The sequence below is a fragment of the Rhodanobacter glycinis genome (assembly GCF_006438785.1).
In the GTDB taxonomy this organism is placed as follows: domain Bacteria; phylum Pseudomonadota; class Gammaproteobacteria; order Xanthomonadales; family Rhodanobacteraceae; genus Rhodanobacter; species Rhodanobacter glycinis_A.
On record NZ_RCZB01000004.1, the window covers coordinates 246,328 to 259,619 of the forward strand.

A 13,292-nucleotide genomic window follows, 5' to 3' on the forward strand; every position below is an offset into this window, starting at 1 on the left:
ATGCGTGCGTGCTGCGCGTGCCGTGTCTGCCGTCATACTTGTCGGCCACGGAAACGCCATGAATATTTTCGCACCCCTGATCCGCCGCCCAGTCGGTACCTCGCTGCTCGCCATCGGCCTGATGCTGGGCGGGCTGTGGGCGTATCTGCTGCTCGGCGTGGCCGCGCTGCCGTCGCTGGATTTCCCCGGCGTCTACGTGGTGGCCAACCAGCCCGGCGCCAGCGCGCAGACCATGGCCAACACCGTGCTGGCGCCGCTGGAGCGGCACCTGGGCCGCATTCCGGGTGTCGACGAAATGTACGGCAACGCCAGCGAAGGTGCCGCTTCGGTGATGGTGCGTTTCACCATGAGCCGCACGGCCGACAGCGCCGCCCGCGACGTGCAGGCCGCGATCAATGCCGCCGCGGTGGACCTGCCCACGGGCATGCCTTCGCCGCCGCAGTATTTCAAATTCGATACGTCGCAAATCCCGATCCTGTTCATCACGCTGACTTCCGACGGCATGCCGCAGGACCAGCTGTTCGACCTCGCCGACACGCTGCTGAAACCGGCGGTGGCGCAGATCAGCGGCGTGGCGCAGGTGCAGGTGTTCGGCGGCACGCCGCATGCGGTGCGCATCGAGCTGGACAACAATGCGTTGGCGGCCAAGGACCTCACCGCCAACGACGTGGCGAATGCGCTGCGCGCGGCCAACGTCACCTCGCCGCAGGGCGTCCTCAGCGATGGCCGCACGCAGATGACGGTCAGCGCCACGGACGGCCTGCAGACTGCACCGGAGTTTGCACGCCTGCTGATCTCGGTGAAGAACGGCACGCCGGTGCGGCTGTCCGACGTGGCGCGCGTGTACAGCGGCCAGCAGGACCAGTACCAGGCGGCCTGGTTCAACGACCGGCACACCGTGGGCTTGCAGATAAGCAAGCGACCGGAAGCGAACGCTGTGGCTACGGTGGAAGCGATTCGTGCGCGGCTGCCGCAGCTGCGCGCGTCGCTGCCGTCGAACATCACCATGACGCCCGTGTTCGACCTCACCCAGACCACCAAGTCGGCGCTGCATGAAGTGCAGGTGGCGCTGCTGATCTCGATCGCGATGGTGGTGCTGGTGATGCTGGTGTTCCTGCGCCGGTTGCGGCCAACCCTGATCGCGATGCTCAGCGTGCCGCTGTCGCTGGCCGGCGCGTTCGTGGTGATGTGGACGCTCGGCTATACGCTCAATACGCTGTCGCTGGTGGCGCTGGTGCTGTGCATCGGCTTCGTGGTGGACGACGCCATCGTGGTGATCGAGAACATCGTGCGGCACATGGAAAAAGGCACGCCGCCGCTGGACGCCGCGCTGATCGGCGTGCGCGAGATCGGCTTCACCGTGATCTCGATCACGCTGTCGCTGGTGGCGGTATTCGCACCGCTGCTGTTCGGCAACAACATGCTGGTGATGTTGCTGCGCGAGTTTTCGGTGACGCTGACCGCGGCGGTGGTGATCTCGGCGCTGGTCTCGCTCACGCTGACCCCGGCGCTGTGCGCCTGGTTGCTGACCCACGAAACGCAGGAGCGCAAGCCGGCCGGGCGGATCGAGCGCGCGGTGGAAAACTTCGATCGCGGCCTGCTGCGCATCTACGAGCGTTCGCTGGACTGGGCGATGCATCATCGGCGCATCATGCGCTGGCAGCCGCTGACCCTGCTGATCCTCACCTTCGTGCTGGGCTTTGCGGTGGCCAAGACCGCCGGCGGCACCTTCATGCCCGACGAGGACACCGGCCAGTTGCAGGTGGATATCAGGGCCGACGCCAATATCTCGCCGGACCAGATGACTGCGCGCACGCTCGCGGTGGCGAAGATCATGCAAGCCGATCCGGCGGTGCTCGACCAGTTGACCATGCTCGGCGGCAACAATGCCGGCGGCGCGGTGGGCAACAGCGCGCAGATGTTCGTCGACCTCAAGCCGCGCGGCAGCGGTCCGGGCCAGCGCAATGAGGGCATCAAGAAGGTCGTGGAGCGGCTGTCGAAACACTACGACCTGCTGCCCGACGTGAAGGTCTCGGTCAGCGCGGCGCAGTTCCTCGGTGGCGGCGGCAGCGGCGATGGTGGCGGCCAGTACGAATTCCAGCTGCTCAGCACCAATGGCGACGACCTGCAGCCGTGGGCGCTGAAGATGGTGCGGCAGATGCGCACGGTCAAGGAGTTCCGCGACGTCGGCAGCAACTTCGACCAGGTCGGCAAGCAGCAGTTGCTGAAGATCGACCGCGAGGCCGCCGCGCAGTTGCATGTGGGCATGGGCACCATCGACTCGGCGCTGTACAACTCGTTCGGCCAGCGCCAGGTGTCGCAGATCTATTCCGACATCAACCAGTATTCGGTGGTGCTCACCTCCGGCGCGGCGCAGACCGTGAGTCCGCAGTCACTGTTGAATGTGCGGGTGCGCAACGAGCGTGGCCAGATGATCCCGCTCTCCGCGCTGGCGCGTATCGAACCGAACATCAGCCCGATCCGGATACGCCATCACAACCAGCTCGAAGCGGCCACCATCAGCTACAACCTGGCCAAGGACGTGCCGCAGGATCTCGGCGTCAAGCTGGTCGAGCAGGCGGCGTACGCGGTGGGCCTGCCGGCCGGCATGAAGGTGGATTTCACCGGTGCCAACCAGCGCCTGAAGCAGGCTCAGTCCAACGGCATGATCCTGCTGCTCGGTTCGATCCTGGCGATGTACATCGTGCTGGGCATTCTTTACGAAAGCCTCGGCCATCCGCTGACGATTCTCTCCACCTTGCCGGCCGCCGGTGCCGGGGCATTCCTGGCGATGCTGGTGACGCAGACGCAGATCTCGATGATGGCGATCATCGCGATCCTGATGCTGATCGGCATCGTCAAGAAGAATGCGATCCTGATGGTCGACTTCGCGCTCGTCGCGGAACGCGAGCGCGGCCTGTCCGCACCCGAAGCGATCCGCGAAGCCGCATTGGTTCGTTTCCGCCCGATCACCATGACCACCCTGGTCGCGATGGGCGCCGCACTGCCATTGGCGATCGGCTTCGGCATCGGCTCGGAAATGCGCCAGCCACTGGGCATCGCCATCGTCGGCGGCCTGCTGGTGTCGCAGCTGCTGACCTTGCTGAGCACGCCGGCGATCTACCTGTGGAATTACGACCGCAAGATCCGCAAGGCCGCGCGCAAGCTGCGCCGGGCAGAGAAGAAACGGCTGCGCGCACTCGGCAAGGCTCAGCCGACGGCTGGGTAGGCGACGTACGGGGTGTCGAGCCCGCCACGTCATCGGGGCACCAAACGACTGACTTCGCTGCCATCGGCTTGCTATGGTTGAACCTTCGACCCGAACGGAAGGGAATGACCATGCACCTGCGCCCGGCCAGCTTGCTGGCCTCGTTGACCTTGCTAGTCGCCACCGCTGCGGCGTCGTCGCTGCGGGCCGCCGAGCTGACCATCCCGCCGATCCCGTACCACCAGCGCACTTTGCCGAACGGCTTGCAGGTGTTGAGCGTGGAGAACCACGCCAGCCCGAACGTGGCGGTGCAGATGTGGTATCACGTCGGCTCGAAGGACGATCCGCAGGGTCGCTCCGGTTTCGCGCATCTGTTCGAGCACCTGATGTTCAAGAGCACGAAGCACATGCACGCCGAGCAGTTCGACCGGCTGACCGAGGATGTCGGCGGCGCCAACAATGCGTCCACCGGCGATGACGTCACCAACTATTTCGAGGTGGTGCCGGGCAACCATCTGCAGACCCTGTTGTGGGCCGAGGCCGAACGGCTGTCCAACCTCAATGTGGACGAGGCCAACTTCAAGTCCGAGCGCGCGGTGGTGGAGGAGGAATACCGCCAGAGCGTGCTGGCCGATCCGTACGGCAAGCTGTTCAACGCGATCGACCCGAACTCGTACACGGTGCATCCGTACAAGCGCCCGACCATCGGCAGCATCGAGGATCTGGAAGCGGCCTCGCTGCAGAACGTGATTGCGTTTCACGACACCTTTTACAGGCCGGACAACGCCACCCTGATTGTCGCCGGCGACTTCGATCCGAAGCAGCTCGATGCGTGGGTCGACCAATATTTCGGCGGCATCGCGAAGCCGGCTGCACCGATTCCACAGGTCATCGCGCAGGAGCCGGTGCGCAAGAAGAACCTGCGCTACACCGTCACCAGCGAAACCGCGCCACTGCCGGCGGTGGCGATCACCTGGCTGATTCCGCCCGCCTCGGTCGGCGCCGACAGCATCCCGCTCCAGGTCGCCGCCGCGTTGCTGTCGCAGGGTGATTCGTCGCGGCTGTACCAGTCGCTGGTATATCGTCATCAGGTCGCCCAGCAGGTTGGTGCCGATGCCGATGGCCGCGTCGGCCCGGGTCTGTTCAGCGCCTACGCGATCCTCGCCAGCGGCCATCAGCCGGCCGAAGCGGAAAAGCTGCTGCACGAGGAAATCATCTGGCTGGCGACGCAGCCGATTCCCGTGGTGGAACTGGACAAGGTGAAGACCCAACTGCTGACCAGCGAGCTGAAGCAGCGCCAGACCGCGCAGGGCCTCGCGTTCTCGCTGGGTCAGGCGAGCCTGATCGCCGGCAACCCGGAGCGCGTCAATACCGATCTGGCCGCGTTGCAGAAGGTCACCGCGCAGGACGTGCAACGGGTCATGCAGAAGTACATCACCGGCGCGCACAGCGTCACCATCGATTATCTGCCGCAGGCCGCCACGGCTGCGCCGGCAGCCGGCAAGGGAGTGGCGAAATGAATCGTCAGGTAAAGACATCCCGTTTAGCCGTCTTTACGGCTGCCATGGTAGTCGCCAGCGGTGTGCTGGCGGCTTCCGTCAATGATTTCCCGGCTACGCCGCCGGCGCCGGGTCCGGCGGTGAAACTGAACGTGCCCACGCCATCCGCACAGACGTTGGCGAACGGTCTGCAGGTGATCAGCGTGCGCCGCGCCGGCCTGCCGCTGGTCACCGCGCAACTGGTACTGCGCCGCGGTGGCGAGATGGATCCGCCGCAGCTGGCCGGCCTGGCCGACCTCACCGCGAACCTGCTGAGCAAGGGTGCCGCCGGCAAGACCGCGCCGCAGATCGCCGCAGCGGTCGAAGCGCTGGGTGGTTCGCTGAGCGCGGCTGCCGGCTGGGACGAAAGCGCGGTGGGCGTCACCGTGACCACGCCGAAACTGCCGCAGGCACTGGGCCTGCTGGCCGAAGTGGTGCGCCAGCCGGATTTCAGCGCGGCCGAACTGAAACGCGCGCAGGCGCAGGCGATCGACGATCTGCACCTGTCGCTGAGCCGGCCCACTGCGCTGGCTTCGCTGGCGGTCGGCCGTGGCGTGTTCGGCGATGGCGCCTATGGCCATTCCCGCAGCGGCACGCCAGCGTCGATCGCGCGGATCAGCCGCGCCGATGTGCAGCAGCTGCATGACGCGCTGTACCGGCCGGACAACGCGATCCTGATCCTCGCCGGCGACATCACGCCGGCGCAGGCGCAGCAACTGGCGCAGACCAGCTTCGGCGACTGGCAGAAACCGGCTACGCCGCTGGCGGCCAAGCCGGCGGGCATGGCCACCAGCCACGTGCCGGCGATCCTGCTGATCGACCAGCACGGCGCCGGTCAGGCCGGCGTGGTCATCGCACATGCGGCGCCACCGCGCAACGATGCCGACTACTACGTCGGCATCGTTGCCAACGCGGTGCTTGGCGGTTCGTATTCGGCGCGACTCAACGAGGAGATCCGCATCAAGCGCGGGCTGTCCTATGGCGCCAGCAGCCGGCTGCAGTCACTGGGGAATGCCGGGATGTGGCTGGCCGCCGCACAGACCAAGAACCCATCGGCACCGCAAGTGGTGGAGCTGGTGCTGGGCGAGTTCAAACGGCTCGGCAGTGCGCGCGTTTCCGCCGACGAGCTGGCTGCGCGCAAGGCTACCCTGATCGGCAGCTATGGCAACAGCCTGGAAACCACCGCAGGTCTCGCCGAGCAGGTCGGCAATCTGGCGGTCTACGGCGTGAAGCTGGAGCAGATCGGCAAATACATCGCGCAGGTGCAGGCGGTGACGCCGAAGCAGATCGAGAAGTATGCGGCCAAGCATCTTGATGCCGATGGCAGCAAGGTGGTGGTGGTTGGCGACGCCGCGCAGTTCGCGCCGGCGATCCGCAAGGCGCACCCACAAGCCGAATTGCTGCAGTCGACCGCGCTCGATCTCGACAGTCCCAGCATGCAACCGGCGGCTGTCGCGGCGAAGGCCGGCGCACGATAAGTCGGTATCACCGTACCGACCCGAAAGCCCCGACAGATGTCCGGGCTTTTTTGGCGGTGCGCATGGCGAAACGCAGTGTTTCGCCATGCGGCCAGTCAACTTCACCGGTGCACGACATCGTTTAGTAAACTATGGGGTACATAAACCAGCCGCGTTCCTATCTCCAATAGGTCTCCCCATGCGTTTGCCTGCCCCTGGATCCCTCGTTCTCCTCGCACTGCCGCTTGTCTCGCTTGCCTTTCCCGCCGCCGCCGCGCGCTTGGAAATCCAGGGTGGCCGCAGTTACATGGACAGCTATGCGGTAAATGCCGTGTTCGTCGAAGGCGTGTTCGACGAACACCGCATCGGCAACAGCCGCTTCAGCTGGTCGCCGGATGTCTCGCTGGGCTGGCTCGATGGCCGCGACATTGCCCGTTTCGATGGCAGCCGCTACACCACACGCGACCAGGTCTGGGTGCTGGCGGGCGGGGCGCGCTTTCACTATGGCGACGCCGACGACTGGTATCGGTCGCTGTTCTTCAGTTTCCAGCCGGCCTTGCAAACCGGGCGAACGCAGGCGCTGAGCACGCCCTACGAATTCGTCAGCACACTGGGCTGGCAGGGGCGGCGTTTCAGCGTGCAGGTCCGGCACATTTCCAACGGCAACCTGCATCACCCCAATCGCGGCGAAACCATGGCGCTGGTGGGTGTGGCTTTCGATCCGTAGTCCGCACCGGAAGCATCGTCGTATTCGTCAGGGCGTGCACCGGCGGAGTCAATGCCCGCCGGCAGCGGGTCCGGCTTTGGCGCTGAACGGCGGCTTGGCCAGCCAGATCACGAACACCAGCGCGATGAAGACCCAGCCCAGCGCGTGGAACACCTCGTTGAACGAGATCTGGTAACCCTGCTGGGTGATCATGTCGTTGATCACGCTGGCGCCGGACTGCGTATCGCCGTGCCCGATCTGGCTGATCGCGGTCTGTGCGGTCGGGCTGTAGGCCGTGATGTGTTCGGCCAGCTGCTCGTGATGGCTGACTGCCCGGCGCTCCCACAGCAAGGTGGTCAGCGACGCGGAAAAACTGCCGCCCAGCGTGCGCAGGAAGGTGGCCAGGCCGGAGCCTGAAGCAATCTCGTTCTGCTGCAGGTCGGACAGCAGGATGGTCAGGATCGGCATGAAGAACAGTGCCACCCCGAGGCCCTGGATCAGCTGCACCATCGCCACGTGATAGAAGTCGATGCCGATGAAGAAATCCGCACGCATGAAACAGGTCGCACCCATCACCATGAACGCCACCGAGGCCAGCAGGCGCAAGTCGATGCGCGCGGCGTACTTGCCCACGAAGAACGTCAGCAGCACCGGAATGATGCCCAGCGGCGCCGTGGCATAGCCGGCCCAGGTGGAGGTGTAGCCGAGGTTGCGCTGCAGCCACAGCGGCACCAGCAGGCCGATCGCGAAGAACGCCGCGTAGGCGAGGATCAGCGCAATCGTGCCGGCGGCGAAATTGCGGTGGCGGAACAGCTTCAGGTCGACGATCGGATCCTTGTCGGTCAGTTCCCAGATCAGGAAGATCGCGATGCTGATCGCCGAGATCACGCTGGTGACGATGATGAACGTGGAGTTGAACCAGTCCTCGTCATTGCCCTTGTCCAGCACGATCTGCAGCGCGCCCACGCCGATGATCAGGGTGATCAGGCCGACGTAGTCGATCTTGGGGCGCTCGGTCTTCTCCACTTTTCCGCGCAGCTGGTTCGCCACCACCATGCTGGCGAAGATGCCGATCGGCACGTTGATGAAGAAGATCCACGGCCACGAATAGTTGTCGGTGATCAGGCCGCCCAGGATCGGGCCGGCGATCGGCGCCACCACCGTCACCATCGCCAGCAGCGCCAGCGCCATGCCGCGCTTGGCCGGCGGGTAGATGCCGATCAGCAGGCTCTGCGTGATCGGATACATCGGCCCGGCCACCGCACCTTGCAGTGCGCGAAACACGATCAGCATGCCCATGCTTTGCGAGATGCCGCACAGGAACGAGGTCAGCGCGAACAACAGCGTGCAGGCGGTGAACAACCTTACCTCGCCGAAGCGGCGGGTCAGGAAGCCGGTCAGCGGCAGCGAGATCGCCATGCTCACCGCGAACGAGGTGATCACCCAGGTGCTCTGGTTGTTGCTGACGCCGAGGTTGCCGGCAATCGTCGGCAGCGACACGTTGGCGATCGTGGTGTCCAGCACCTGCATGAAGGTGGCCAGTGACAAGCCGATCGTGCTGAGTGCCAGATTGGGTGGGCGGAATGGGGTGGTCATGAGAGCCGATCGGTTGGAAACCGCTTATGTGGGAGCGACTTCAGTCGCGATGCCTTTCAATGGATGCCAGGAAACATCGCGACTGAAGTCGCTCCCGCAGGGTGGCGTTGTCGTGGAGAACTGGTTATTTACTGCCAGCCATGTTGGCGTGGATGATCCGGGTGATCGCCGCGTCGGCCTTGGCCAGCTGCTGCTTGTACACGTCGGTGCTGAAGGCGGCCTGGGTGGGCGATTTCTGCGCCAGCGTGGGGCCGCTCTTGTCGTGCAGGTTCACGTCTACGGTCAGCGACATGCCCAGGCGTAGCGGGTGCTGGTCCAGCTGCTTCGGGTCGTCGAACACGATGCGCACCGGAATGCGCTGCACGATCTTGATCCAGTTGCCGGTGGCGTTCTGCGCAGGCAGCAGCGAGAACGCGCTGCCGGTACCCACGCCCAGGCTCTGCACCTTGCCCTTGTATTCCACCTTGCCGCCGTAGACGTCGGACTCGATCGTCACCGGCTGGCCGATGCGCATGTCGGTGAGCTGGGTTTCCTTGAAGTTGGCATCCACCCACACGCCATGCAGCGGTACCACCGCCATCAGCGCGGCACCGGGCTGCACGCGCTGGCCGACCTGCACCGAACGTTTGGCCACATAGCCGTCTACCGGTGCGACCAGGGTGGCGCGCGCATCGTCGAGAAAGGCGGCGCGCAACTTTGCCGCCGCGGCCTGCACGTCGGGATGCGAGGCGACCACCGTATCGTCGACCAGCACCTTGCTGGTCTGGTACTGCTGCTGCGCGGTGATCAGCGCGCTCTCGGCGGTGGTCAGGGCATCGCTGGCGTGGGCCAGTTCCTCGGCCGAGATCGCACCGGATTTCGCCAGCGCCACGCGCCGGTTGTAATCGGCACGCGCCTTGTCCACCGCGGTCTTGCGCGCGGCCACGTCGGCCTGCGCACCGTTGACGCTGGAGTACAGGCCACGCACCTTGCGCACGGTGTTGGCGAGGTTGGCCTGGGCCCCGGCCAGCGCCACTTCGGCGTCGCTGGGATCGAGCTGCACCAACACGTCGCCGGCGTGCACGAGGTCGCCGTCGTCGGCGCCGATGCTGACCACGGTGCCCGGCACTTGCGGGGTGATCTGCACCACGTTGCCGTTGACGTAGGCGTCGTCGGTGCCCTCGTACCAGCGGCCGTCAAGGAAGTACCACAGCGCCCAGCCGATGACGGCGAGCAGCACTACGATGGCGAGCACACGCAGCATCAGGCCGCGAGAGTTCTTCTTGGGTGCGGCGGTGTTCGGTGATGCGCCGGCCGTATTCTCGGCGGTGGTGGGAGTCTGGCTGGACATGGGGCTGCCTCAGGAACGCGAAGAGTGGGAAGTCGGGGAGGGCATGGGCACCTCGGCCTGCGGCTGGAAGCCGCCACCAAGGGCCTGAATCAATTGCACGGAAAGATCGACCTGCTGCGCCTGCAGCGCGGCCATGCCGCGATTGGCGGCAAGCAACTGCTGGCGCACGACGAGCGCTTCGAGATAGCTGCCGATGCCGGCCTGATAACGCTGCAGCGCCAGCTGCCAGGCCTGCTGCGCCGCGTCCTGCGCGCGCTGTTGCGCGGTGAGCTGTTCCTGCACCGACTGCAGCGCGGACAGTTCATCGGCGACCTGGTTCAGTGCGCCGACCAGGGTCTGGTTGTATTGCGCCACGGCGAGGTCGTACTGCGCATCCTTGCCGGACAGGTTGGCGCGCAGCTTGCCGCCGTCGAAAATCGGCAGGCTGAGCGACGGCCCGAACTGGTAGAACCGCCCCGCCAGGCTGAGTGGATTGCCGCCGCCCATGCTGATCACGCCGGCCATTGCGCCGATGCTGATGTTCGGCAGAAATTCGGTCTTCGCCGCCTCGATGTCCTTGCTCGCTGCCTCGACGCGCCAGCGCGCGGCGACCAGATCGGCACGATGGCCGAGCAACTCCAGCGGCAGGTTGGTCGGCACCGCCAGCGCGGCCGGCTGCAACGGCTGCGGCCGGGCGATCTCCAGCCCGCGATCCGGGCCCTTGCCCAGCAGCACCGACAGCGACGAGCGCGCGGCGTCGACAGCGCGCCTGGCCAGCGCGGTGTCCTGCTCGGCGCTGGCCACTTCGGCATCGCTCTGCTTCAGCTGGATCTGGTTGTCGATGCCGGCGGCGACGCGCTGGCGGGTCAGCTCGCGCGACTGGTCCGCGCGCTTCAGCTCGCCCGCGGCCAGATCCTGCTGGGTGAACGCGTAGCCCAGCTGCGCGTAGGCGCGGGCAACGTTGCCGGAAAGTTCGATGCGCGCGGCGCGGGCATCGACCTCGGCGGCGCGCGCCTGGCCCACCGCAGCTTCCCAGGCGGCGCGCTTGCCGCCCCACAGGTCGAGGTCCCACTTGAAGCTCGCATAGCCGTACTTGGCCACGGCGAAATGCGCCTTGTCGCCGAGCAACGCGGCCGGCGGACGGGCGCCGGCGACCGCGGCGCCGCCATTCACGCTGGGGCCGCGCGCGGCATCGGCGATGCCCGTCTCGGCCTGCGCCGCGCGGGCACGGGCATCCGCTACGCCGAGGCCCGGGTTGTTCCGCAGTGCTTCGGTGACCAGGGTATCGAGTTGCGCGTCGCCCAGCCCGGTCCACCAGTCGGCGGTCGGCCACGCGGCGGCGGACAGGTTGGCCAGGCTGCGATCAGCCTTCAGCGAGGATGGATCGATCGGCGTGCCGTCCGGGTGCACGCCGCCGCTGCTGACACAGCCGGCCAGCGCGAGGGTCAGTGCGGTGGCAGCCGCAAGTAGATGCAGACGCATGGGATGAAGTCCAGGGAAGGGGTCAGTTCTTGTCGCGAAGCGCGCGCAGCACGCGCTCCAGGTAATCGTGCAGTTGCGCCTGTTCGGACTCGTCCAGCGTGCGCTGCGCCGCAGCCAGCACGCGTTCGTTGCAGTCCGTCAGCTGCTGCCACATGGCGTCGCCCGCGGCGGTCAATTCGATGCGCAGGGCTCGGCGATCCTGCTCATGCGGGCAGCGGCGAAGGTAGCCCTTGCGCTCCAGCTGATCGAGCTGGCGCGTCATTGCGCCGCCGTCCAGTTCCACCGAGCGGGCCAGTTCGCTGGCTGACATCGGACCGAGCCGGGCCAGCCGTTTGAGTATCAGGAATTGGGTGAAACGCAGGTCCACGTTTTGCGCCGCCAGCTCTGCTTCCATTGCCCGCACAATCTCTGCGCGCACCAGGCCGAGCAGGATGCCAAGGCTTTCTTTGGGGGTGGCGAAGGCCATCGATTCGGTATTCATGGCCGCGCATTCTATTGCCTAAAGTATATTTGTCAAGGCAAATATGTGCTGATATACCTTTGCTCTGACAAAATGTCAGGCGGCGCGCATCCGGTGGGCCTGCAGCTCGTCATGGACCAGCGCCTGCAGCGCCGGGTCGCGGATCGTGAAGAGTTCGAACACGCCCAGCGCCAGCAGGGTCGGCAATTGCGCCAACAGGCGTGGTTCGGCTTCGCGCCGCACTGATTCCGGGGTGGCCGGATCCAGCATCAGCTGGGCATGCGCCACGAAATCGGTGAGCGCGTCGGTGCGCGACGCATGGCTGGGGATGGGGAGTAACGACATGTCGATCTCCTGCATGGACTGACGAACAAGGACGTCTGCGCACGGCGCGTTGTGACAGGGCGGTTGCGGCACGGGGCGGGCGGCTGGGGGAAATGCGCCGCGGATGGGCTTGACCGTATGGCCGGTGTCACGGTCACGCGCGGACACATGACTTGGGGGACAGGCGACGATAGGTCGGTGCCGCTAGCATGGGAAGGCAGTCCCCACTGCTGGTACTCCCACTACTACCCGGGGTTCCCATGAGCACATCCATGCAACGCACCGAGCTGAAGGCCTTTCTGCGCACGCGCCGGGACGCACTCACGCCTGAGGCGGCCGGCTTGCCGCGCGGACCGCGCCGACTGACGCCGGGCCTGCGTCGCGAGGAGGTAGCGGCGCTGGCCCAGGTCGGCGTCACCTGGTACACGTGGCTGGAGCAGGGTCGCGCGATCAACGTGTCGGCCGCGGCGCTGGCGCGGATCGCGCGCGCGTTGTCGCTGTCGCCGACCGACGAAGCCTATCTGTTCGCCTTGATGGGGTTGACCCGCACCGACGTGCCGGAGCAGCACTTCAATCTGCCGCCGGTGATGCACGAGGTGCTGCAGCTGTACCAGGCGCCGGCCTTCGTGCTGGACACGGTGTTCAACGTGCTGGCCTGGAACCGCATGGCCGAATGCCTGTACGACTTCGGCGATTTCGGCGGGCCGTTCGCCGACAACCACCTGTGGAACGCGTTCATGAACCCGGCGCGGCGGCAGCTCTATCCGGATTTCGAGAACGGCGCGCTGAATCTGCTCGGCATATTTCGCATGAACCAGGCGGCGCATCCGGAAGACCCGCGCTTCCTTCAGCTGATCGAGGCACTGAACGCGGCCAGTCCCGAGTTCGTCGAGCTGTGGCAGCGTTGCCATACCGCGCCGCTGAGTGCGATCACGGTGCCCTTCTTCCACCCCGAATTCGGCGACCTCAGCATCCATTCGATGCGCCTGCCGATCCGCGACAGCGACCATGTCGACCGTGCCACGGCGTTCTTCTTCGCGCCGGCGAATGCCGCGACCGCTGCAAGCTTCGCGCGCGTCGCGCGTCGCCTCGCCGCGAAGCCAGCCACGCAGTCGGCATGATGCGGAGGCCGGGGCCAGGGGCGATAATCTCCGCGTTCGAACACGCAGGAAACGAAATCATGTGCTCCCGGGCAGGCGCTTCGTGCGGTGG

The 13,292-nt window shown here is 66.0% G+C and carries 10 protein-coding genes; 5 read left to right on the top strand and 5 right to left on the bottom strand.

What is annotated here, in order from left to right; translation table 11 throughout:
• Positions 1 to 58: 58 nt before the first annotated feature.
• From EAH75_RS15040 to EAH75_RS15055, 4 genes are all read left to right on the top strand, one after another.
• On the top strand, positions 59 to 3,229 hold the full coding sequence (locus EAH75_RS15040) for an efflux RND transporter permease subunit (protein ID WP_140806020.1): 3,171 nt from the start codon (positions 59 to 61) through the stop codon (positions 3,227 to 3,229).
• A 104-nt stretch (positions 3,230 to 3,333) separates the two neighbouring features.
• Positions 3,334 to 4,728, top strand: a complete 1,395-nt coding sequence (locus tag EAH75_RS15045; protein WP_240046213.1) for a M16 family metallopeptidase — start codon at positions 3,334 to 3,336, stop codon at positions 4,726 to 4,728.
• Positions 4,725 to 6,224: a M16 family metallopeptidase gene (locus EAH75_RS15050; RefSeq protein ID WP_140806022.1), complete on the top strand. Its 1,500-nt coding sequence runs from the start codon at positions 4,725 to 4,727 to the stop codon at positions 6,222 to 6,224. The genes EAH75_RS15045 and EAH75_RS15050 overlap by 4 nt, the downstream gene beginning before the upstream one ends.
• A gap of 286 nt (positions 6,225 to 6,510) precedes the next feature.
• Positions 6,511 to 6,930 carry an acyloxyacyl hydrolase gene (locus tag EAH75_RS15055; protein WP_140806024.1) on the top strand — a complete coding sequence of 140 codons (420 nt, stop codon included), beginning with the start codon at positions 6,511 to 6,513 and terminating at the stop codon, positions 6,928 to 6,930.
• A gap of 48 nt (positions 6,931 to 6,978) precedes the next feature.
• On the opposite strand, the gene EAH75_RS15060 is transcribed toward EAH75_RS15055, so the two are convergent.
• The 5 genes from EAH75_RS15060 to EAH75_RS15080 form a co-directional block, all read right to left on the bottom strand.
• Positions 6,979 to 8,505 carry a DHA2 family efflux MFS transporter permease subunit gene (locus EAH75_RS15060; protein WP_140806026.1) on the bottom strand — a complete coding sequence of 509 codons (1,527 nt, stop codon included), beginning with the start codon at positions 8,503 to 8,505 and terminating at the stop codon, positions 6,979 to 6,981.
• Positions 8,506 to 8,629: 124 nt separating this feature from the next.
• Entirely contained in the window at positions 8,630 to 9,835 is a 1,206-nt protein-coding gene (locus EAH75_RS15065) for an HlyD family efflux transporter periplasmic adaptor subunit (protein WP_140806028.1), read from the bottom strand.
• Between the two features lie 9 nt (positions 9,836 to 9,844).
• Positions 9,845 to 11,296 carry an efflux transporter outer membrane subunit gene (locus EAH75_RS15070; RefSeq protein WP_140806030.1) on the bottom strand — a complete coding sequence of 484 codons (1,452 nt, stop codon included), beginning with the start codon at positions 11,294 to 11,296 and terminating at the stop codon, positions 9,845 to 9,847.
• 22 nt (positions 11,297 to 11,318) lie between these two features.
• Entirely contained in the window at positions 11,319 to 11,777 is a 459-nt protein-coding gene (locus EAH75_RS15075; protein WP_140651804.1) for a MarR family winged helix-turn-helix transcriptional regulator, read from the bottom strand.
• A 75-nt stretch (positions 11,778 to 11,852) separates the two neighbouring features.
• Complete coding sequence (locus EAH75_RS15080) at positions 11,853 to 12,101, bottom strand: hypothetical protein (RefSeq protein WP_140651806.1); 249 nt, start codon at positions 12,099 to 12,101, stop codon at positions 11,853 to 11,855.
• A gap of 251 nt (positions 12,102 to 12,352) precedes the next feature.
• Here EAH75_RS15080 and EAH75_RS15085 point away from each other — a divergent pair, with 251 nt between their 5' ends.
• Positions 12,353 to 13,201: a helix-turn-helix transcriptional regulator gene (locus EAH75_RS15085; protein ID WP_140651808.1), complete on the top strand. Its 849-nt coding sequence runs from the start codon at positions 12,353 to 12,355 to the stop codon at positions 13,199 to 13,201.
• Positions 13,202 to 13,292: the final 91 nt, after the last annotated feature.